This is a genomic window from Brevibacterium picturae, from assembly GCF_900105045.1.
GTDB classification, from domain to species: Bacteria; Actinomycetota; Actinomycetes; order Actinomycetales; family Brevibacteriaceae; genus Brevibacterium; species Brevibacterium picturae.
On the sequence record NZ_LT629739.1, the window covers coordinates 3,302,748 to 3,324,098 of the forward strand.

The window sequence follows — 21,351 nt, forward strand, 5'->3', positions numbered from 1 at the left end:
CCCGAGAACGAAGGACTGAGATCGTGACTGTAGAGGCATTCGATGCCGTCGACGTCATCGCAGCCAAACGCGATGGCCGCACCCTGCGCAAAGAGCAGATCGACTGGGTGATCGATGCCTACACCCGTGGTGTCGTCGCCGATGAGCAGATGGCGGCCCTGGCCATGGCGATCTTCATCAACGACATGGAACCGGGCGAGATCGCGGACTGGACGCAGGCGATGATCGCCTCGGGCGAGCGGATGGACTTCTCGTCCCTGTCCCGGCCGACCTCGGACAAGCATTCGACCGGGGGAGTCGGGGACAAGATCACCCTGCCCCTGGCCCCGCTCGTCGCGGTCTTCGACGTCGCCGTCCCGCAGCTTTCGGGTCGCGGCCTGGGCCACACCGGCGGGACCCTGGACAAGCTCGAGTCCATTCCCGGGTGGCAGGCGGGCCTGAGCAATAAGGCGATCCTCGACCAGCTCGAGGACCTCGGCGCGGTCATCTGCGCCGCGGGGTCCGGCCTGGCACCGGCGGATAAGAAGCTCTACGCACTGCGCGATACGACCTCGACGGTCGACTGCATTCCGCTCATCGCCTCGTCGATCATGTCGAAGAAGATCGCGGAGGGCACCCAGGGGCTCGTCCTCGACGTCAAGGTCGGGTCCGGGGCCTTCATGAAGGACCTGTCCAAGGCCCAGAAGCTGGCACGGACCATGGTCGATCTGGGCAAAGCGGCTGGGGTCAAGACCTCGGCGCTGCTCACGGACATGTCCACCCCGCTGGGGCTTACGGTCGGCAATGCCCTCGAGGTCCGTGAGTCCGTGGAGGTCCTGGCCGGCGGCGGCCCCTCAGACGTCGTGGATCTGACCGTGGCTTTGGCCGAGGAGATGTTGCGTCTGGCCGGTAAGACCGACGTCGATGTGCGCGCGGCGCTGTCCGACGGTCGGGCGATGGACGTCTGGAAGCGGATGATCCGGGCCCAGAACGGTGATCCCGAGGCCGCGCTGCCCGTCGCCGAGCACACTGAGGTCGTCACCGCACCCGAGTCCGGAGTGCTCAGCAGGCTCGATGCGCTGTCCGTGGGAGTCGCCTCCTGGCGTCTGGGTGCCGGACGGGCACGGAAGGAAGATCCGGTCCAGGACGTCGCCGGCATCGAGCTCCATGCCAAGCCCGGCGAGGCCGTGACCGCTGGCCAACCGCTCATGACCCTGCACACAGCCACCCCGGAGCGCTTCGCCCGGGCGATCGAATCTCTTGCAGATGCCGTCGAGATCGGAGGCGATCTCAGCTCGGTCTCCGAGTCGATCGTGCTTGAGAAGATCACCTGAACCGCCGATCACGTTCGGCACATCACGGTACGTCTTCGCACACCACGAACCACCGCACCACGAATCACACTGGAGGACAACCATGACCAGCAGAACCGAAGTCGCAGCGATCATCGATCACACACTGCTCAAGCCCGAAGCCACCCCTGCCGATGTTGAGGCACTCGTGTCCGAAGCGAAGGACCTCGGCGTGCTCGCGATCTGCGTCTCCCCGTCGTTGCTTCCCGTCACCGATCCCGGCGAGCTGGTCGTCGCCACCGTCGTCGGATTCCCCAGCGGTCAGGTCAAGCCAGAGATCAAGGCCGCCGAGGCTGCCCAAGCCGTTTCCGACGGTGCAGATGAAGTCGACATGGTCATCAACATCGGACAGGCCATCGCCAGTGACTTCGACGCTGTCGAGGCTGATATCCGCGGCGTCGTCGACGCCAGCGGCAGCGCCCTGGTCAAGGTCATCGTCGAATCTGCAGCGCTCAGCGACGACCAGATCGTTCAGGCCTGCCGCCGCGCCGAGGCCGCCGGGGCAGGCTTCGTCAAGACCTCGACCGGTTTCCACCCGGCAGGCGGCGCCAGCGCACACGCTGTGGCCCTCATGCGCGAAACCGTGGGCAACCGCCTCGGCGTCAAGGCTTCCGGTGGAATCCGCAGCGTCGAAGCCGCAGAGGAAATGATTGAGGCGGGAGCCTCGCGTCTCGGACTGTCCGGGTCCGCGGGGATCCTTGGAGGACTCAGCGACTGAGCGTTTCTAAGGAGACTCCTCCTGGGGAGCAGTTAAGATTCCTCCCCACGCGCTTCTGCAGTCGAAGTCAGACTGAGTTGGTTGCAGCCAGCTCTGTCTGACTTCGACTGTATGTTTCCGGGCCGCGGCTGCCCGGCACCGAACCTCAGACCCGAAGAAGTCCTTGAGCTAGGTGCTGATGGTTATCAGCCGCTCCTTGAGTGCGGGCTGGAGCGCCGCACTCGCCGAGGCGGTCGTGACTCTCAACACGTCTCGGGAGGTCGCCCACTCCGAGCTGTCGGGCCATCAGGCGGATGAAGACTCTCCCCACCGGAAGGTGAGCCGAGTGGCACTTTGCCCACCTAGGTGCCGGGTCGAGCGCTGCCGCGCAGCCAGGGGCTGAAAGAGTACGACGAGTCCGTCGGAGCCCCCAAGTGTCATTGTGAGCCGACGTTCCGGCCATTGATCATCCCGAAGGCGGAGGACCTCTGACGGCGGCGGATGCGGCTCGGATGCGGCCGCGTCTGGGGAGGATGATTTTGCCCACTCCTGAACAGTGTTCAATAATTGGGTTATGGTTAACTACTTCTCACTGGCCGAGCGTGTGCTCTCCGGTACCTCAGCCACCGCCTCCGATGCCCGCGCGATCCTGTCGTCCCCGAATGAGGATCTGCTCGATCTCGTCGCAGCCGCAGCCCGACTGCGGCGCGAGCACTTCGGTAAGCGCATCAAGATCAACTACCTCGTCAACCTCAAGTCCGGGCTGTGCCCGGAGGACTGCAGCTACTGTTCGCAGCGCCTAGGCTCCGAAGCGGAGATCCTCAAGTATTCCTGGCTGCCCAAGGAGGAGGCTAAGCGCCAGGCGGATTTCGGTCTGGCCGGAGGTGCCTCGCGCGTCTGTCTCGTCGCCTCCGGCCGCGGTCCGTCGAATCGGGATGTTGATCGCGTCTCGGGAATGGTCGAGGAGATCAAGTCTGCCACTCCCGGCGTCGAGGTCTGCGCCTGCCTCGGATTCCTCAAGGAGGGTCAAGCACATCGCCTCAAGGAGGCCGGGGTCGATGCTTACAACCACAACCTCAACACCGCTGAGTCCCTCTACGCCGACATCTGCTCGACACACACCTTTGCCGACCGGGTCGACACCGTCGACAAGGCTCGCGGCGCCGGACTCTCCCCGTGCTCGGGACTCCTCGTCGGCGTGGGCGAGACGAACGACCAGATCATCGAGGCGATCGAATCGCTCAGAGCCGTCGACTCCGACTCGATCCCGGTCAACTTCCTCATCCCCTTCGACGGCACCCCATTGGAGGGCACCAACACTCTGACCCCGCAGCACTGCGTGAGGATTCTGTGCGCTGTGCGCTTCCTGTGCCCGGATCGCGAACTGCGCATTGCCGGCGGCCGTGAAATGCACCTGCGTTCGCTGCAGTCGCTGTCGCTGAATGTGGCCAATTCGCTGTTCCTCGGCGACTACCTCACTTCGGAGGGGCAGGCCGCCGAAGAGGATCTCGACATGATCGTCGATGGCGGGTTCGAGATCGTCGGCGCGGAGAGTGCCCAGCAGCTGCGCGACGAGCTCAAGGCCCACAGGGCAGCCCATCAGGCTGCCTTCGACGGCGAAGCACCCGGCCCCGCGAACGGCGACGGTGCGTCCGCTGCCAGCACTGGCGCATCGAGCGAGACTGCACCAACACCAGTCGCAGGTGGCGCACTGCCGTGTGGCAAACCGCTGCCCGCTGTCGGTCACGAGGCAGGCAACTCGGGCGTGACGATTCCGACGATCCGCCGCCGCGGTGCCGGCACAGAGATCTCTCCCAATGCCTGAGCCGGCACGTTCGAGTCCCCAGAGCACGCTGGACAGGGATGCCGGTCTTCTCTGGCACCCCTATGGTCCCCTCGATGCTGGGGCGCACTTTTCGGTCACCGGTGCAGCCGGTGCCTATGTGGAACTGTGTGATACTTCTGGCTCGCCACATCGGCTCCTGGACGGGATGAGCTCGTGGTGGGCGGTTGTCCACGGCTACCGACACCCGGTCATGGACGCGGCACTGACTCACCAGATCCGCTCGTTCTCGCATGTCATGTTCGGCGGTCTGACCCACGGCCCGGCCGTCGACCTGGCCGAGCACCTCGTCGCGGTCACACCGGCCGGCCTCGACCATGTCTACCTGGCCGACTCAGGCTCGGTCTCGGTCGAGGTCGCGCTCAAGCTCGCCACCCAGTACCAACAGGCTCGCGGACGCGACCGCAGTCGCTTCCTCGCCCTCGAAGGCGCCTATCACGGTGACACGACCGGTGCGATGAGCGTGTGCGACCCGGTCGGGGGAATGCACGCCGACTTCGCCGGACTGCTGTCCCCACAGCTCTTCCTACCGCGTCCTCCGCTGCCGGAGGCTTCCACCGTCGAGGTCGATGCCTGGGTGGTCCGGGCGGAGAACCTCGTCGACATGCATGGGTCCGAACTCGCCGGCATCATCGTCGAGCCTCTCTTCCAGGGCGCTGGCGGTATGCGGCCCTATCACCCGGCGGCCCTGCGGGCGCTGCGGCGGCTGGCCACCGAGATCGACGCCGTGTTCATCGCCGATGAGATCGCCACCGGCTTCGGCCGCACCGGTGCTGACTTCGCCTGCCGCTCGGCCGGCATCACCCCGGATGTCATGTGCCTGGGCAAGGCTCTGACCGGCGGTTATCTGACGTTGGCGGCACTCATGTGCAGTGGGCCGATAGCCGAGGTCATCACCGCTTCCTCCCACCGGGCGCTCATGCACGGACCGACCTTCATGGCCAATCCGCTGGCCTGCGCAGCAGCCACAGCCTCGGTCGGGCTGCTCTTCACCGATGACACGAGCGGCTGGGAGCCGGCCATTGCCCGCATCTCTCCCGCACTCACAGCCGGTCTCGCGCCGGCTCGAGAGATGGCGCACGTCGCCGAGGTGCGTGTCACCGGTGGCATCGGCGTCATCGAACTCGAACGTCCGGTCGATGTCGGACTCACCACGCGCATCGCCGCCGAGCACGGCGTGTGGCTGCGGCCCTTCCGGCGACACATCTACACCATGCCGCCCTACATTTCGACACCGGAGACGATGGCGACGATCACGGCAGCAATGGTCGCTGCCGCCGCGGCCCACTCCGAAGGAGATCTGCAGTGAACGCCATCGCCTCCCGCATGACCGTGGCAGCCGAACGCCGCAGGGCCGCCGATATGGACCGCAATGATCCGGTGCTCAACGGACTCGACCTCGCCTCCAACGACTACCTCGGTCTCTCGCAGCATCCGGTTGTGCGTGCGGCGGCGATCGAAGCGATCGAAGACTATGGCACCTCAGCTAGGGCCTCGCGCCTCGTCACCGGAACCACCCGCGCCCATCACCTGCTCGAAGCCGCGCTTACCGAACGGCTGCGGCACCCGGCGTGCGTGACGTTCTCCAGCGGTTATCTGGCCAATATCGCCGCCGTCACGACCTTGGCTGGGCCAGATACCCTCATCGTCTCCGACGCCCACAATCACGCCTCACTCATTGACGCCTGTCGTCTGACGAAGGCCTCGATCACCGTCGTTGCCCACAATGATCCGAGCGCCGTCGAAACGGCCTTGGCCGACCGGGCGCAGGCCGAGGCGCTCGTGATCGTCGAATCGGTCTACTCCGTCCTCGGCGACGCAGCCGATCTGCCGCGACTGCTACAACTCTGTGAGCGCTACGATGCTATCCTCCTTGCCGACGAGGCCCACGGGATCGGTGTGGCCGGTATCGACGAACACTGCGGAATGGGTGCAGCCGCGGGCCTGAGCGAACACCGCGAGCGGCTCGTCGTCACCGCGACCCTGTCTAAGACGCTCGGCTCCCAAGGAGGAGCGCTGCTGGGCTCCGAGCTCATCCGCGATGCCGCCGTCAACACTGCTCGCTCCTTCATCTTCGACACCGGGCTCGCCCCGGCCAACGCGGCAGCCGCCCATGCGGCGCTTGGCCTCATCACTTCCGACAGGGTGGCATCCATGGCAGGCGCGCGGAACGCGCTCGCAACAGCGCTTGAGGTGCCGATTCCTGCCGGCGCTGTGCTCTCGGTGCCGATGCCGACCCCCGAATCCGGGGTGCGAGCACGGGCTCTGCTGCGTCAGGAGGGGATCCTAGTCGGCTGCTTCCGCCCGCCCTCGGTTCCTGATGGCATCACGCGGGTGCGGCCGACCGCGCGTGCTGGTCTGAGCCCCGATGAGCTGGCCCATGCCTGTGAGCGGATCCGGGCGATCACCGATGCCTGCGTTGCGGAGGCAGGGTGATTCCGCGGTTCCTGCTCGTCACGGGAACGGACACCGGCGTCGGCAAGACGATTGCGACCGCGGCGCTGGCCGTGGCGCTGACAGCCGCCGGGCGGCGGGTCATCATGTGCAAACCGGTCCAGACGGGGCACATCAGCCCCGACGATCCACAGCGCGAGCAGCTTGAAGCCGACTACAGCGATGTCGTCACCGAATCCGACGCCCAGATCGTCGCTCGGCTGACCGGAATCCATACGTTCACGAATATCACGCTGCGTCTGCCGATGGCTCCGCTTCCGGCGGCGCGCGAGGAGTCGACTGGATCCGTGTCGCCGACTGCCCGAGCGGCCTCGACCCTGCCCGGCGCAACCGAGCATGCAGAGCTCATCCACACGGCTGCCGAACGCACCGGTGCTGACCATGTCCTCATCGAAGGCGCAGGGGGAGTGCTCGTCGACTTCGGAGGCCACACTGCTGCCGACATCGTCGCCTGCCTTTCGCCCAATCCAGACTCCGTCGGTGCCGTCATCGTCTCCCGCTCGCGCCTGGGCACACTGAACCACACTGCTCTGACGGCCGAAGCCCTGGGGAATCGGCACATATCGGTCACCGGCATCATTTTGGGCTCGTGGCCCGAGCCTGCGCCGCCGGTCGACCGTGACAATCGCTGCGCGCTGTCGGCTATTGCCCCCATCCTCGGTGCGGTTCCCGCCGGAGCCGGCCACCGCCTCGGGCGCGGCGAGTTCACAGCACAAGCACCCGGTTGGCTCCATCTGCCCTGCTGACTCAGCAGCGTCGGCGGCCCCCGTCGGATCCCCGGCCCGCAACTTCATCATGCACTGAACGAAGCTGTGGCCGGGGGAGACCGGATGGGCTAATACGGCGTCTGTCGCCTCAGAGACCGAAGAAGGTCTTGAGTTCGGTGTTGATGGAGGCCAGGCGCTCGGTCAAGGCCGGTTTAAGGGAGGAGCTCGCCGAGTCGGCTGACACCCGCACACCCGCACTGGCCGCGGCTCGGGTGTCGGCTTCGGCCGAGGCCTCCAGCTCGGAGGGGTCGGCGACGACCTCGAGGTAGCACTTGAGTTTTGGCTCCGTACCCGAAGGGCGCACGATCACTCGAGAGTTCGCCTCGGAAAGCAGCAGGATGCCATCGGTGGGAGGCAAGCCGTCGTAACCCAGTGAAAGGTCATGGACTTCGGCGACCGGGGAGCCTGCCAGAGTCGTTGGTGGGTTCTCCCGCAACTTCGCCATGGCTGCGGCGATGAGGGAGACATCGTCGAAGCGGAAGCTCAGCGGCGCGGTGGCAAAGTATCCGTCGCGATTGCGAATCCGGTCGAGCTCGGTCTCGATGCTTGAACCCGACTCCTTGAGTCGTGAGGCCAAAGCTGCGAAGGTCACGGCAGCGGAGATTCCGTCCTTGTCCCGGACAGCTGTGGGGTCGACGCAGTACCCCAAAGCCTCTTCGTAGCCGAAGACCAGGTCGGGAACACGGGAGATCCACTTGAAACCCGTGAGTGTGTTCTTCGCAGTGAAACCGTGGCTTTCGGCAGCGGCAGCCAGGCCCCGGGAAGAGACGATCGAGTTCGCGAACACCGGCGACGCTGAGTCAGACGCCTCGCCAGCCCCTGCTGGTCCCGCGCCTCCCGCCGATCCTTCGACTCCAACGGCGTCCGCGGCCACCTGCCGCTTCGAATGATGGGCGCCCTGTGCCATGCGGGTCGCGATGTCCTCACCGAGGAGGAGACCCACCTCGTCGCCGGACAGCTGCCGGTAACCGGCTGCCAGGGAGACATCCGGGATGGCTGCGGAGAACCTGTCAGCGTCCGGGTCATTGGCGATGATCAGGTCGGCGTTGACCTCCTTGGCTAAGGCGTACGACTCATCGAGGGCACCGGCCTCTTCTGGGTTCGGGAACGCCACTGTCGGGAAATCCGGCTCCGGTGTCTGCTGGGACGGCACCGGATGCACGTTGGAGAAACCCGTGCGGGCCAGTGCCGCCTCGGCGACGGAAGCTCCGACCCCGTGCAGGGAGGTGTGCACGATGGTCAGATCGGCGTTCGAGCGCACATCCAGGGCATCGATGCGAGCCAGGTAGGTTTCGACGATCGACTCATCGAGATGCTCCCAGGCGGATTCGGCACGAGGCACCGAGGCCACGGATGACACGGCCGCGATCTGCTCGGCGATGAGGGCATCGGCTGGGCTGACGATCTGAGCACCGGCACCAGCCTCGGCAGCACCAGGGTCGGATTCGATCGCGAGCAGCGGACGCTGACCGAGATAGACCTTATAGCCGTTGTCCGCAGGCGGGTTGTGGCTGGCGGTGACCATGACTCCGGCATCGGCCTTCAAATGAGACAGTGCGAACGCCAACAACGGGGTCGGCAGCTGATCGGGCAGCTGGATGGCCGTACCGCCGGCCGCCGTGACGACAGCGGCGGTGTCGGCTGCGAAGTCTGAGGACTTGTAGCGGGCATCGCAGCCGATGACGACCGTGAAACCCTCACCCACCGTGTTCAGAAGGAAACGGGAGAGTCCGGCTGCGGCGCGGATGACGACGGCACGGTTCATCCGGTTGGGTCCGGCCGCGATCTCTCCGCGCAGACCCGCGGTGCCAAACTCCAGGGGACCGGCGAAACGATCCTCGAGGTCTGCGAGGGCAGCCTCATCACCGGTCTTCGCCGCGGCCAGGATGCTGCTCAACGTGGTCGCGGTCTGCGGATCGGGGTCATCGGCGATCCACGCCTCGACGATTTCGGCGTCGAACCCGGCGGTGAAGCGATCGGCTACTTCGGTCATATCTGTCCTTGTCCAGTGCTGTTGGAACGGGTGAGCTCCCGTTGGGGAGGGAAGTGCTGGAAATGCTGGCGCGTTCAGAGCTTCGAGACGATATCGGCGAGCAGCTGCGAGATGCGCGGGGCGGCGGCGACCCCGGCCTCGATGACCTCGGCGTGGGAGAGCGGAGTCTCCTGGATGCCGGCGGCCAGGTTCGTCACCAGGGAGATGCCCATGAGTTCCAGACCTGCCTGACGTGCGGCGATTGCCTCCAACGAGGTGGACATTCCGACGAGGTCGGCGCCGAGGACTCCGGCCATGCGCACCTCGGCGGGAGTTTCGTAGTGAGGTCCGCGGAACTGTGCGTAGACGCCCTCGTCGAGGCTGGGGTCGATCTCCTTGGCGATGGCACGCATGCGCGGGGAGTACAGATCGGTGAGGTCGACGAAGTTCGCACCTTCGATGGGGGAGGTGCCGGTGAGGTTGAGGTGGTCGGAGATGAGGACCGGGGTGCCGGCGGCCCAATTGCGATTGAGCCCTCCGCAGCCGTTGGTGAGCACCAGGTTCTCGCAGCCGGCGGCAGCGGCGGTGCGGACCCCGTGGGCGACGGCGCGCACGCCCTTGCCCTCGTAGTAGTGGGTGCGGGAACCGAGGACGAGAGCGTGCTTGCCGCTGGCTTCGATTCGGATCGTGCGCAGGGTGGCGCCGTGGCCTTCGACGGCGGGCGCGTGGAAGCCGGGGACGTCCGCGGCCGAGATCTCGCTGATCGTCTCGCCGAGGAGCTCGGCTGCTCCGCCCCACCCGGAGCCGAGAACGAGAGCAATGTCATGGGCCTCGATGCCGGCTTTGGAGTTGATGGTCGTGGCCGCGGCGCGGGCGGCGGCGGTAGGATCGCTTAAGTCAGTCATGACGCCAAGATTATCAAGTTCTCGACCCGTTCAAGGAGCGCACACAATGCCGATCAGAGACCTGACCGATGGTGACGACCTGCGGTTGAACGAGGTGTTCGCCGACGCCGATACGCCGGCCGCTCATATGGCCAGGTCCCTGTTCCGCCCGACCTCGGATTCGCCTCTGCTGCGATCCGTCATCGCTGAGGTGGTGCCCGAGGTTCCCGTCGGTGCCGCAGCGATCGCCGAATCCCCGCTTCACCCCTACCGGGCGTGGGCCCACGTCGAGGTGGCGGCCGAAGAACAGGGGCATGGTCAGGGACGGGAACTGTTCGAAGCCGTGTGTGCCGAGACCGTGGGGACTGCCGTGGAGGGACTTGACCTGCGAACTCGGGTCCAGTCCGGCAGTTCGGGTGCCGGGTTCGCTCAGGCTCTCGGTTTCACTCCGCTGACGACGACGCGGGTGATCAAGGTCGCTGCCGGTGCGCTTCCGCCCAGCGGTGGCGGACGTGCCGAGGACCTCGAGATCGTGGCCACCGGTTCGGTGAAGCTGACGAAGGCATTCCTCGCCTGGTACACGGCCGTGAACAAGGACGATGCAGTCGGTCCGCTGACCATCGGTCAGGTCAACAATGCGTTCCTGTCCGAAGCCGTCGGTGCCCATGGTGCCGCACTGCTCGACGGGGATGCCGGTGCGGCCGAGGACGCAGGGCTGAGCGCCTTCGCCGTCTCCTACGCCAGGGAAGCCGAGCAGACGGGCGTCGAGATCACTGATGCGATGCCGGCAGCGGCTGATGATGACGAGGCACCCACCGAGCTCATCCTCGGCTCGATGTTCGAAACCCGTGAGGAGGCCGTCGACACCACCAGCGAGCTGTTCAACGCTGCCATTGCCGATGCGGAGCTCCTCCTTGCCCGCCTCTCCGTCGATGCCGACGTGGTCCTCGAAGTCACGAGCGGCATGCCCGTGGTCTCGGCACTGGCCGACCGACTCCTGGAAGCGGGACAGGCGAGTGAACTCTACCGTTACGAAACACTCACGGGACCCCCTGCGGAGATGAATTGAGAGTCTCGGCTGAGTAGAGCCTCACCGCCTGAGCCCTCTGTTCGGTGATGTACCAGGCGGTCCCTGGTTCCCCATCCAGAGGCGGCAGTCTGAGCAGGCCCAGATTGCTGAGATCCTGACGACTGTGAGTGCCGATGATCAGCATCGGCCCCAACACTTGAGCTTTGGACAAAGGGGAGCCGTAGCCGGGAGTGAACCGCACTGGAGTCGTCACCACATGCAGACCACCGTCGAGCAGGTCGAAGGCATCCCAATTCGCCTCCAGGTGCGCATCATCATGGACTGCGAGTCCGCGGCTGATGTCCGTCGCGGACCCGCACATGTTCTGCAGCGCAGTTGCAGTCTCGGTCTTGCCGCTCTGCGGTGAACCGCGAACATTGAGCACCGACCCATCGCGGGGCGGATCCCACACCACGAGTTCGCCGAAGGGGTCACGTCCCAACGGCATCGACGTGCTCGTCGGATCCGGTTGCGCCGGGTGTGAGGGACCTTTGAGGCCGCACCATTCTGGTGGGAAACCGCGACGCCTGTCGGCGGCTCCGTCCGAACCGTCGCCGTCCGAACCAGCGCCGTCCGCACCGGCGCCGCGCTGCCGCTGCGGCACCAACTGCACGTCGGCACCGTCACCGCCGGCCTCGTGAGCACCGGGGCCGACCAGCACCGCCCGGTATTCCGGCCAGGTCCCGACGAACCGCTGTCTCGACAATCCGACGCTGAGCCCATCTCCTCCCGCACTGGGCGGGAAGATCACCTGCGTCGTGAAGGCGGCGCTCGTGCTCGTGGCCGATCGGCACCCGGCCAGCAGAAACGTCAGCCCCAGTCCGGAGGCATGTTTGAGGAGTCGCTCAGTCTCAGCCGCCATCTGGTGGTCCATCGAGTCGATGAACTCGTTCCAGTTGCTGCACACGACGATCGTGGGCGGCAGGCTCTGCGCGACATGCCCTCGATTCAGATGGTCGAGGATCGTATGGAACCGCCACCCGATGTCCATTCCGCAGGTGATCTCGGCCCATTTCAGGGACTCGGCGATGCGTCCCAGTGCCACGACCCGGTGAGTCTGGGCGGCGCTGGCCGCCATTCGCCTCAGCATCGATGCGACGATGTCCGGGTCGGTGCCGATGATGATGGCTGACCCGTCGACAGCGGGGGAGTACGACCATTCGCTCTGACTCTGATGACTGGGAATGTCGACAATCCCAGTCACTGCTGGGCGACCGTCGCCCGCGGATGAATACAGCCGTGCAGTGATCTCTTCGGAGTCGGGAAGAGGCGGGAGAACCACAGAGCGGAGCGGATCAGGTGACAGCCGTGTCCGGTCATGGGCCTCAGCATCCGCCCGGCAGAGATTGTGGACGCGGATTCCGTTGACGCTGTGCTGGATGGGGAGGCCTCGGCCAGGATCCCACGGCCGGAGACGAGGCCGATGACTGACCTCGACGGAGGCGGAATCGGCCGTGGGGACGGCGACGCGGAATTCCACGATCGACGAACCCGAATCCAGGCACGCTGCTCCTGGTCTGCCCGGCGGCAAATGCGCGGCAGCGTTGACGCCGATGACGTCGAAGGAATCCGCATCATCGCGCACGCGCAGACACACGCGGATATTGATGTTGGCCTTCATCTGTCCGGTGACGACTCCGAGCGGACGCTGAGTGGCCAGAATCAGATGCACGCCCAGAGATCGGCCCAGCGCTGTCAGGTGCTCCAGCAGATCAGCAGCCTTCGGGTGGGTCGCCATGAGGGCGTGGAATTCGTCGATGACGACGACCAGCCTCGGCGGGGGATCGTCGAGTTCGAGGACATCGGAGCATCCGTGGTCGGCCAGGAGCCGCTCGCGTCGGGTGATTTCGGCCCGGACCGAAACCAATGCCCGGAATGCTGCGGCCGAATCGAAATCGTCGAGGATGCTGTCCGTGTGCGGCAGATCCTCCAAGGGAGCGAACGTCGCCCCGCCCTTGAAATCAATGAGGACGAAAGTCAGCCGCCGAGGTGGGTGTTCCAATGCCATTGCGAGCAGCCAGGTCTGGAGGAGAATGGATTTTCCGCTCCCAGTCGTCCCAGCCACGAGCGCGTGGGGCCCGTCCTCGAAGAGGTCGATGGCGATGTCGCCGCGACTCCCTCGCCCGATCGTCACCGGACCCGGAGCAGTCCGTGACCAGCGGTGACGAATGGCATCTGGTTCGTCATCGTAGAGATCGCCGAGGCCGTGGTTCGGCAGGCGTTCGGCCCAGGCCCGGCTCGTCTGCCTGTGTGCGAGGGTGAGGAATCGGCCTGGCGGCATGAGCGCGGCAATGAGGCCTCTGCCGGGCACCGGACCGTCGTCGGCCGATGAGTCCTCGGTGCGGGCCTGGGCGAGGCTGCCGAGCGACAGCGAAATTGCAGCAGTGGGTGCGGGTGCGTCAACATGCAGCGTCGACGTCGAACTGTGGCCGGACAGGCGCAACCCGATCATCGAATCGGCTGAGCTTCCGTGAGGCAGACGAGGCGCTTGTGATGAAGCGGCGGCGGATTCAGTGGTGGAGGCTGAAGTCGGTGCGTATCCGTGGTCGAAGCGGCTTCCCTGCAGTTCGGGAAGCCGGAGCAGCTCCGGGCACGGGCGCCAGTCGTAGGAGGGGTCGGCTAGCCACGACAGGGCCATGCGGCGCAGCTGTTCGTGATCGCCGGTGACCGTCACCGATGTTGTGCGCGGTTCGATGCGAAGTGGCACATCGTCGATGATGACCGAGCCGTCGAGGTGATCGGTGTCGTCGTAGAGTTCGTCGGCGATGGTGATGGGGCTGCGAGCAGAGCCGAAGCCGAGGCACAGACCCGAACCGGTCTGCAGTCGACGTCTGTGTTCGGTGATCAGAGTGGTCAGTCCTTGCCGTGCCGTTTCCAGAGCGGTTCGTCGGTCGATGTCACATTGGACGCAATCGCGAGCGTAGCGACGTTTCTCCATGACATAGGCGACATAACCGGAGATAGGTGCGGACACGCTGAACAGGAGGAACCACCACATTCCGGTGACGACGGCGAGTACCCCGCCGATGGCGATGGGAATGAGGAATGCCCACCATTGGGGAGGTTTGGCCGGGCGGGGATCGTCAATCGGCACGGGTGCCACATGGGTCGGTTCACGTCCGAGGCGCGCAGGCCCCCGTGCCAGGGAAGCGACTGAAGCGGTGTCAGGGGGCGGGGCCGCCGCGGGGGCGGTCGGTGAGAAGATCGTGGTGCCCAAGGAGGAGAACTCCTGCTCTCTGGTCGGCCCCAGCTGCAGACGTGTCGGTCGGCGTGACATGCACGGGTCGATGATGTTCAGACAGTCGGGGTGGCTGATGCGGCTGAGCAGAGGAGCACGGGGGTCGATGCCGATTGTGAACCCCGAATCAGGTCCCGCGAGCACCGAGATCGATGCAGATCCGGTTCCGCGATTCAGACAGGAGACCCCGAGGACTGTGACAGGGTTCAGTGACTGCCACCGCCCCCAGGCCATGGATTTCACCGTATGCTCCGGGGTGCCGGAGCTCTCCGGCAGACGGTTTCCAGCGACCAGGTCGGCCCAGGTCAGGATGGGGCCGAAGACGGCCAGGAAGACTTCGAGGACGAGCTGTTCGGAGTCTGCCTCGATCACATCGGTGCGGATGCTCGCGTTGGCGTCGATGCGGTGGATGAGGCCGAGCGTCTTCATCTTCCCAGAGTCACGAGGTTAGCCGGAAGCGGCAAGCTCTCCTTGCATCCCTGTTGACAGTGAATCTGTGCCCACAAGTATTTCGAGCAGAAGTGGCGGAGCGATCAACAGGAGAACACGTCAGAGTCAGCTTTTCCGGATGCACGACATCGTTGGCTCCCTCCTCACTTCCGCCTCACGAAATGCCTCATACCCGCCGTACGAGATGCTTCGCGAAATGCCTCAGGAAATGCGCAGCGATCCGCGAGCGTACGCGGTGGCCTGCAGCTCGATGAGATCGGGGACGAACGGTGACAGCAACGCGGGGGAGTAGTCTGCGCGCAGTCGGATGACGACCGAATGCTGCCCGTCCGCATCGGCGCTGAGCGTGACATTGTGCAGCCCCTGCGGGGTCGGTACCGCGGCAACATAGCGGCTGGCGGCCCGTTTCGCTGCGGCTGGTGAGAACACGAGTCCAGGCTCTCCGCCCGGCGCCGGTTCGAACGAGTCGGATGCGGCCAGCGCCGCGGAATCCGCCACACTCTGCAGCTCACGTCTGGTCATGTGCAGGTCCGTCAGTGCTGCGATGAGGAAGGCGAGGAGCAGGGCGATGACGACGAAGCCGATGGCCAGTGGGGTGATCGACCCGTCATCGGCGGGGACCCGCTGCTGTTGTCGTGTCATCTCAGCCCCCACCTGCGGTGGCGACGACGTCCGTGTGGTTGGCACGCAGAGTGATGTGCGGGGAATGCTTGGTGCCGAAGAGGAGCGGGAACCCGGGGAGGGACACCTTCGTCTCGACTCGGGCGGTGATGAGGGAACCTGCTTGTCCACAGGGACCGGAGCATGAGTAGTCGATGGTGATGGGAACGTCGGTGAGACCGAAGTCGGTGAAATGCATGTCTGCGACCTGGTGGGCTCGGGCTTCGGAGGGGGTGGCATCGCGGGCCGCGATCCGTGAGGCGGAGATCGCCGTCGACGTGGTGGCATAGCTGGCGGCCTGCAGCTGGGAGATCGCGAGCATGAGATAGACCACCGGGATGAGCAGGACGATCGAGGCGAAGATGAATTCGATGACGGCCGTGCCCGAATCGCAGCGTTCCCCCGGACCCGAATCCCGGCGTTCCTGCGACACCTCAGCTTCAGATTCAGTCACGGTCGACGTCCTCAACGATGGATCGTCCGCTCAGCTCCCACACCTCGGCGGGGCCCCACAGGCCGAGGACGGGCAGCGGCGTCCGCACCCGAACCTCGACGACTTCGACCTGGCCGTGCCGCGCCTCGGTGACGGTGATCGACTGGGCATAGCGCTCGCCCACGGACACTGTGATGAGCTCGGAGGCGAGGCGTTGTCCGTCCGCCGTTGACTGATCGGCGAGGCTGGCCTGGCGGGCACCGGCAATGGCCGAATCGATGACGGTGTTGCGGACGTGGATGACCAGGCCGATCTGCAGAGTGCCGGCCAGAACGAGGGCCAGGAGCGAGCCGATGAGGGCGAACTCAGCGATCGCGGAACCGGAATCAGCCCGAGCTTCGCATTCCCCGTCGCGGATCTCGCACTCGGGTTCCAATGCGCTTCCGCACCCCGATTCCTGGTCAGCACCGCACTTCCGGTGACTCACCCGGCTCCCCGGACCTTGTTCATCGCATCCTGGAACATCGAGGTGAAGGCCTCTCCGGCCAATGCCCACAGAGCGACGACCAGCCCCGCTGTCATCAAGGTGATGAGGACCCATCCGGGAACATCGCCGCGGTCTGGTCGGTTACCTCGGCGCTCGCCTCGGCGATCGGGATCGTCGATCGTAAGACCGATGACGAACCCGGCGAATCGGTTCAGCAGGTGGTGGAACATGGTGTCTCCTTCTTCCAGGGCGGTCGGTTGGCGGGGCGATCAGGTGGGGCGTGGGCGGGGCGACTGTGCGCGTCAGACTGGGTCATGGGCTCAGATCGAGGACGGTGAGCGAGGGGAAGACGGCGAAGATGACGGTCACCGGGAGCACAAAGACAACGACCGGTACCAGCATTCCGATCTCCTTCTTTCCCGACAGCTCGAGCAGGCGACGACGCGACTGCTCTCGCACATCGGCGGCCTGAGCGCGGAGGACCTCTGCCAGCGGGGTTCCGCGGGTCATCGACACGGCCAAACCGTCGACGAACTGCACGATCTCCGGAATGGCAATCCTGGTGGCCATCGAATCGAGCGCATCGACGAGCGGCGTCCCGGTCCTGGTCGCAGCCAGGGCGGTGCGCAGCTCATCGACAAGGTCTCCCGAGCACGTGCGACATACCCGCTCGAGTGCTTCAACGATTCCCTCGCCGGCGGTGATGGACAGTGCGAGAAGTTCGGCGACGGTGGGGAACTCTGCGAGCACGCGGGACTCGTGGCGGGCGATGGCTTGGCTCAGGCGCCAGTCGTTGGTGATGTGTCCGGCGATGCCGCCGCTGATGATGAGGACGAGGGTGACCACAGGGGAGAAACCCCGTTGGGCCGAAAGCAGCCCGGCCACGCATCCGGCGGCGATCATGCCCGCCAGGATGTTCAGAATCTGGTTGATCCGGAAGCGTTCCAGAGACGCACCCCCGCCGAGGCGGTTGATCCGCAGGTTCAATGTGGCGTCCGTGGTGATCCGGGACGTCACCCACATGGTGGCGCCGAACGTGACGGACTTGAGCAGTCCCACCAGCCCCTCCGCGCGGGGAGTCGGCGGAGCGTAGATGTCGACCAACGATTCCTGATCACGCAGATACGGGGCGATGCGAGACGACAGCGAGGGTCGCCGCAACGGCGGCAAGGAGAGGACGAAGACGCACAATGCCAACCCATTGAACGTTCCCAGGGCAAGGATCGTGAGCGGATCGGTCAGCATGCTCACCAAGCGTCACTGCCCTCGGCCGAACGGTGGAACGACGAGGACGACAGTGATGATCCTTCGATGACGCGCGGCTCCTGCGGGAGTCTGCCGATCCGCTTCATCGCCTGATACGCCAACAGTGAGACGACGAACCCGGAGGCGAGGAGGAGCAGCCCGGTCTGGGAATTGTAGGCGACGGCAGTCTCGGGCCGGGTCGAGAGGAACGCAAGCACCACCCAGGGAGCTGCCACCGCCAGGCGAGCACCATTGACCGTCCACTGCTGCCGGGCGGAGAGCTCGTTGCGGGTGCGGGCATCGTCGCGAACGAACTGGGCGAGTGCTCTCAGCATCGTGCCGAGATCACTTCCGCCGACCTGCCTGGTCACGCTGAGGGCGACGACGATCCGGTCCGCCACCGGGTCGGCACTGACCTGGCGGAAGCGTTCGAGGGCGATGGCGAAGGAACCGCTGGCCCGGTACTCCTCGGCGAAGACTTCGAACAGAGGACGCAGCGGCTCGGGCCCGCGGTGGGACAGCGAACTCAGTGCTTCAGGCAGTGACAGGCCGGCACGAACGCCGGAATTGAGGTGGTCGAGGGTCTCGGGCCACAGCTCACGACGCATGACCTGCTTGCTCCGCGCCCGATGCTGGAGCAGTCGGTGCGGCAACCAGGAGGCGAAGAGGCCGAAGCACAGGGCGATGGCCCACGAGCCGGTGAGGACGGTGGCGACGAGGCTGACGACGATGAAGACGGCCATCGACATGAGGATCAGGTGGCTCGGGTGCATCCGCGGAAACCCGGCTCCGGTGAGCATGTCATCGAGCTCACGAATCCATCGTTTCTGCACTCGTTTGCCTGCCGGCTTCTGCCACAGTGACATCCACAGCAGGAACAGGCCCGCACCCAGACACGCACCGATAAGAAGACTGTATTGGGAGTAGCTCATGCGGTTTCCAGAATGGAATGGAGATCCTTGCCGATGCTGGCGAAACGCTCGCCGAGGTGGCCGAACCCCTGACTGCGAATCAGCTGTCCCTGCGGCGAATGGAAGATCGTGTCGAGTTCGACGACGTCACCCTCGACACCGCCGGGCACAGCACAGATCTCGCTGACGAGACGGGTCCCGTTCTGATCACGTCGCAGGTGGACGACGACGTCGATGCTCACCGCCACTGTGGGGACAACGAAGGACGAAGAGATGTTGGCCCCGGCCAAAAGCGGCAAGGTGCAGATCTTCGTGATCGCGGCGCGGGCGGAGTTCGCGTGAATCGTTCCTGCTCCAGGCAGCCCCGAATTCAAGGCCACGAGCAGGTCGAGGCTCTCGGCCTCTCGAACTTCGCCGACGATTATGCGCGTCGGGCGCATGCGCAGGGCTTCCTTGACCAGGGAACGCAGGGTGACCTCGCCCGTGCCTTCGAGCGAGGGCTGGCGACATTGCATCGGCACCCAGTCGCGGCTGGGCAGATTGAGCTCGAACACCTCTTCGCAGGAGATGATTCGCTCGCGGGCGGGAATGGAGCCGGCCAGGGCATTGAGCATGGTGGTCTTGCCGGCCTGAGTTGCACCGGAGACCAAGATGTTCGCGCCGCTGGCCACGGCTGCGTCGAGGAACCGGGCAGCGACCGGCGTCAGCGACCCCTGGGCGACCAGACCGGCCAGATTCCGCGGCCGTTGTATGAACTTGCGAATGTTGACCGCAGGATAGGAGCGGGTGATGTCGGGCAGGACAACATGGAGCCGAGAACCGTCGGGGAGCATGGCATCGACGAAGGGCTGGGACAAATCGACTCGTCGGCCTGAGGTGCGCAGCATTCTCTCGATGAGATCGTCGAGTTCACCGGCAGTGAGTTTCGTCGTCGTCAGCTGGTGGAGGCCGTCGATGGCGATGAAGATCTCGCTGGGGGAGTTGACCCAGATCTCCTCGACCCGGGGATCATCGAAATAGTCCTGCAGGGCGCCGAATCCGGAGAGCTGATTGTCGATGGTCCGGAATGTTGCTTCCTTGTCATCCAGGGGCGGCAGATCCGCGACGAGGCTGCGTTCGTCGTATTCGGAGATGACCGTGCGAATGACCTCGCGTGAGCGTTGCATATCGGCGCGAGGGTCCACATCAAGGTCTCTGATCCTCTTGTGGACTTCGCTCTTGATGACCTCGGTGGCTTCCACGTTGAACCCCTGGAGTACAGAATGCGAATCATATTTCCAACAGCTGGATTTGTTTTTAACCTATCTGTAGTCGAAAGAAGAATCCAGTGGTTTTCCGAATCTGTGGATAACTTCATGCGCTTAGGGCGAATGGCATAGGAGTAGTTTCACGCACGGGATTTGCGAACTTGTGGTCATTGCGGATTCCTGAGATTGGGTATAGATTCTCATCACTGTTGCAGTGGTGTTCCGCTGAGGCCCCGCGCTCAGGGTCGCACTTCTCCACCACGGTCCGCGTCACCGGCGGGATGACTTGATCTCCCGCCGGTGGCGCTAAATTCTGTCGGCCATCCTCGCAGCGCCGAACCCAACCCAGCCCAACCCAATCCAACCCAATCCAGCGCCGAGGTGGCACGACTGTTCGTGTCACCTCGGCGATGGTGGTCGGCGGGGTTTCCCGGTGCTTTTCGGCAGTGAGTGCGGGTCGCGGATTCAAGCCTGAGGGCCGCGATGCACTAGGATTGCATCATTATGCCCACTGATTATTCTGCTGAAATCGCCAACCTCCGTCAGACCTACAAAGCGATCCTGGACGTGTCCGACCTGGACAACCTTCGCTCCGAGGTCGCCGAAATGACGGAGCAGGCATCGGCGCCGTCCTTCTGGGACGATCCGGACTCGGCCCAGAAGATCTCGGCCACGCTCTCGCACAAGCAGGGAACCCTGGAGAAGCTCGAGAAGTTCGGTGAGCGCATCGACGATGCCGAGCTTCTCATCGAGATGTCCGAGGACGAAGGCGATGAGGATTCGAAGGTCGAAGCCGAACGCGACCTCAAGAAGCTCCACGACCAGTTGGCCGAGCTCGAGATCTCGACCCTGCTCAACCACGAATACGATGAGCGTTCGGCCGTGGTGACTGTGCGCTCCGGAGCCGGCGGCGACGATGCCACCGACTGGGCGCAGATGCTCATCCGCATGTACATCCGCTGGGGCGAGAACCGCGGGTACAACGTGCAGCAGCTCGACACCTCCTACGCTGAAGGCGCGGGCATCAAGTCCGCAACGATCCAGGTCAACGCCCCCTACGCCTACGGAACCTTGTCCGTCGAGGCAGGCACACACCGTCTCGTGCGCATCAGCCCCTTCGACAACCAGGGACGTCGTCAGACCTCCTTCGCCGCCGTCGAGGTCGTCCCGCTCATCGAGTCCACCGACCACGTCGAGATCGATGAGAACGATCTACGCATCGACGTCTACCGGTCCTCGGGCCCCGGTGGTCAGTCTGTGAACACGACGGACTCGGCCGTGCGCATCACACACGAGCCCACCGGCGTCGTCGTGAGCATGCAGAACGAGAAATCGCAGATCCAGAACCGCGAAGCCGCAATGCGCGTGCTGCAGTCACGACTCCTCGACCTCAAGCGTCAGGAAGAAGCGGCGGAGAAGAAGGAGTTGGCCGGCGACATCAAGGCCAGCTGGGGCGACCAGATGCGCTCCTACGTCACCCACCCGTACCAGATGGTCAAGGACCTGCGCTCGGGCTACGAGGTCAACAACCCCTCAAACGTCTTCGACGGAGACATCGACGGGCTCATCGAAGCCGGCATCCGGTGGCGCAAGGAACAGGAGATGGCCGAAGAGACATCCTGATCTGCAGCTGCGCCGCGAATCCGCCGAACGCCGACCGGAA

General features: G+C 65.0%; 18 protein-coding genes. 8 read left to right on the forward strand and 10 right to left on the reverse strand.

The genetic code is table 11. The features are described 5' to 3' along the window. The first annotated feature begins 23 nt into the window (after positions 1-23). The 6 genes from BLT92_RS15045 to bioD all read left to right on the forward strand — a co-directional run bounded on the left by BLT92_RS15045 (position 24) and on the right by bioD (position 7,071). Positions 24-1,313, forward strand: coding sequence for a thymidine phosphorylase (locus BLT92_RS15045; RefSeq protein WP_092106842.1), 1,290 nt, complete (start codon positions 24-26; stop codon positions 1,311-1,313). Between the two features lie 82 nt (positions 1,314-1,395). Next, the gene (deoC, locus tag BLT92_RS15050) at positions 1,396-2,049 is read left to right on the forward strand and encodes a deoxyribose-phosphate aldolase (RefSeq protein ID WP_092106844.1); all 654 of its coding nucleotides are present in this window, start codon (positions 1,396-1,398) and stop codon (positions 2,047-2,049) included. A gap of 553 nt (positions 2,050-2,602) precedes the next feature. Next, positions 2,603-3,853 carry a biotin synthase BioB gene (bioB, locus tag BLT92_RS15055; RefSeq protein ID WP_092106846.1) on the forward strand — a complete coding sequence of 417 codons (1,251 nt, stop codon included), beginning with the start codon at positions 2,603-2,605 and terminating at the stop codon, positions 3,851-3,853. Further along, positions 3,846-5,180: an adenosylmethionine--8-amino-7-oxononanoate transaminase gene (bioA, locus tag BLT92_RS15060; protein WP_092106848.1), complete on the forward strand. Its 1,335-nt coding sequence runs from the start codon at positions 3,846-3,848 to the stop codon at positions 5,178-5,180. The genes bioB and bioA overlap by 8 nt, the downstream gene beginning before the upstream one ends. Continuing rightward, a complete protein-coding gene (locus BLT92_RS15065) occupies positions 5,177-6,307 on the forward strand; it encodes an aminotransferase class I/II-fold pyridoxal phosphate-dependent enzyme (protein WP_092106850.1) in 1,131 nt (376 codons plus the stop codon). The genes bioA and BLT92_RS15065 overlap by 4 nt, the downstream gene beginning before the upstream one ends. Beyond that, positions 6,304-7,071 (forward strand): dethiobiotin synthase, encoded by a 768-nt coding sequence (bioD, locus tag BLT92_RS15070; protein WP_231938868.1) that lies wholly within the window; start codon positions 6,304-6,306, stop codon positions 7,069-7,071. The genes BLT92_RS15065 and bioD overlap by 4 nt, the downstream gene beginning before the upstream one ends. Positions 7,072-7,180: 109 nt before the next feature. On the opposite strand, the gene BLT92_RS15075 is transcribed toward bioD, so the two are convergent. Both BLT92_RS15075 and BLT92_RS15080 read right to left on the reverse strand, forming a co-directional pair. Continuing rightward, on the reverse strand, positions 7,181-9,085 hold the full coding sequence (locus BLT92_RS15075; RefSeq protein ID WP_092106852.1) for a phospho-sugar mutase: 1,905 nt from the start codon (positions 9,083-9,085) through the stop codon (positions 7,181-7,183). A 74-nt stretch (positions 9,086-9,159) separates the two neighbouring features. Next, on the reverse strand, positions 9,160-9,969 hold the full coding sequence (locus BLT92_RS15080; RefSeq protein ID WP_092106854.1) for a purine-nucleoside phosphorylase: 810 nt from the start codon (positions 9,967-9,969) through the stop codon (positions 9,160-9,162). A gap of 46 nt (positions 9,970-10,015) precedes the next feature. Between BLT92_RS15080 and BLT92_RS15085 the strand changes: the two genes are divergently transcribed. Further along, positions 10,016-11,017: a GNAT family N-acetyltransferase gene (locus BLT92_RS15085; RefSeq protein ID WP_092106855.1), complete on the forward strand. Its 1,002-nt coding sequence runs from the start codon at positions 10,016-10,018 to the stop codon at positions 11,015-11,017. Here BLT92_RS15085 and BLT92_RS15090 read toward each other — a convergent pair. The 8 genes from BLT92_RS15090 to BLT92_RS15125 form a co-directional block, all read right to left on the reverse strand. Further along, entirely contained in the window at positions 10,989-14,684 is a 3,696-nt protein-coding gene (locus BLT92_RS15090) for an FtsK/SpoIIIE domain-containing protein (protein WP_092106856.1), read from the reverse strand. The two genes, BLT92_RS15085 and BLT92_RS15090, sit on opposite strands and share 29 nt — an antisense overlap. 222 nt (positions 14,685-14,906) lie before the next feature. Beyond that, positions 14,907-15,347 (reverse strand): pilus assembly protein TadG-related protein, encoded by a 441-nt coding sequence (locus tag BLT92_RS15095; protein WP_092106857.1) that lies wholly within the window; start codon positions 15,345-15,347, stop codon positions 14,907-14,909. A 1-nt stretch (position 15,348) separates the two neighbouring features. After that, positions 15,349-15,819, reverse strand: coding sequence for a hypothetical protein (locus tag BLT92_RS15100; RefSeq protein ID WP_231938869.1), 471 nt, complete (start codon positions 15,817-15,819; stop codon positions 15,349-15,351). After that, positions 15,812-16,285 carry a TadE/TadG family type IV pilus assembly protein gene (locus tag BLT92_RS15105; RefSeq protein ID WP_172802530.1) on the reverse strand — a complete coding sequence of 158 codons (474 nt, stop codon included), beginning with the start codon at positions 16,283-16,285 and terminating at the stop codon, positions 15,812-15,814. The genes BLT92_RS15100 and BLT92_RS15105 overlap by 8 nt, the downstream gene beginning before the upstream one ends. After that, complete coding sequence (locus tag BLT92_RS15110) at positions 16,282-16,515, reverse strand: hypothetical protein (RefSeq protein WP_231938870.1); 234 nt, start codon at positions 16,513-16,515, stop codon at positions 16,282-16,284. The genes BLT92_RS15105 and BLT92_RS15110 overlap by 4 nt, the downstream gene beginning before the upstream one ends. 82 nt (positions 16,516-16,597) lie before the next feature. Then, positions 16,598-17,530 (reverse strand): type II secretion system F family protein, encoded by a 933-nt coding sequence (locus BLT92_RS15115; RefSeq protein WP_231939165.1) that lies wholly within the window; start codon positions 17,528-17,530, stop codon positions 16,598-16,600. Positions 17,531-17,532: 2 nt separating this feature from the next. Further along, positions 17,533-18,462: a type II secretion system F family protein gene (locus BLT92_RS15120; protein WP_092106860.1), complete on the reverse strand. Its 930-nt coding sequence runs from the start codon at positions 18,460-18,462 to the stop codon at positions 17,533-17,535. After that, on the reverse strand, positions 18,459-19,682 hold the full coding sequence (locus BLT92_RS15125) for a TadA family conjugal transfer-associated ATPase (protein ID WP_092106862.1): 1,224 nt from the start codon (positions 19,680-19,682) through the stop codon (positions 18,459-18,461). The genes BLT92_RS15120 and BLT92_RS15125 overlap by 4 nt, the downstream gene beginning before the upstream one ends. A gap of 510 nt (positions 19,683-20,192) precedes the next feature. On the opposite strand from BLT92_RS15125, the gene prfB reads away from it, so the two are divergent. Beyond that, the gene (gene prfB, locus BLT92_RS15130; protein ID WP_092106864.1) at positions 20,193-21,311 is read left to right on the forward strand and encodes a peptide chain release factor 2; all 1,119 of its coding nucleotides are present in this window, start codon (positions 20,193-20,195) and stop codon (positions 21,309-21,311) included. Positions 21,312-21,351 lie beyond the last annotated feature (40 nt).

Excerpts from the sequence above, each read along its gene's own strand:
- BLT92_RS15090 (WP_092106856.1), bottom strand. The coding sequence starts at position 14,684 with ATGAAGACGCTCGGCCTCATCCACCGCATCGACGCCAACGCGAGCATC.
- bioB (WP_092106846.1), top strand. The coding sequence starts at position 2,603 with ATGGTTAACTACTTCTCACTGGCCGAGCGTGTGCTCTCCGGTACCTCA.
- prfB (WP_092106864.1), top strand. The coding sequence starts at position 20,193 with ATGCCCACTGATTATTCTGCTGAAATCGCCAACCTCCGTCAGACCTAC.
- BLT92_RS15095 (WP_092106857.1), bottom strand. The coding sequence starts at position 15,347 with ATGACACGACAACAGCAGCGGGTCCCCGCCGATGACGGGTCGATCACC.
- bioA (WP_092106848.1), top strand. The coding sequence starts at position 3,846 with ATGCCTGAGCCGGCACGTTCGAGTCCCCAGAGCACGCTGGACAGGGAT.
- BLT92_RS15115 (WP_231939165.1), bottom strand. The coding sequence starts at position 17,530 with ATGCTGACCGATCCGCTCACGATCCTTGCCCTGGGAACGTTCAATGGG.
- BLT92_RS15075 (WP_092106852.1), bottom strand. The coding sequence starts at position 9,085 with ATGACCGAAGTAGCCGATCGCTTCACCGCCGGGTTCGACGCCGAAATC.
- deoC (WP_092106844.1), top strand. The coding sequence starts at position 1,396 with ATGACCAGCAGAACCGAAGTCGCAGCGATCATCGATCACACACTGCTC.
- BLT92_RS15120 (WP_092106860.1), bottom strand. The coding sequence starts at position 18,462 with ATGAGCTACTCCCAATACAGTCTTCTTATCGGTGCGTGTCTGGGTGCG.
- BLT92_RS15110 (WP_231938870.1), bottom strand. The coding sequence starts at position 16,515 with ATGTTCCACCACCTGCTGAACCGATTCGCCGGGTTCGTCATCGGTCTT.
- BLT92_RS15080 (WP_092106854.1), bottom strand. The coding sequence starts at position 9,969 with ATGACTGACTTAAGCGATCCTACCGCCGCCGCCCGCGCCGCGGCCACG.
- BLT92_RS15085 (WP_092106855.1), top strand. The coding sequence starts at position 10,016 with ATGCCGATCAGAGACCTGACCGATGGTGACGACCTGCGGTTGAACGAG.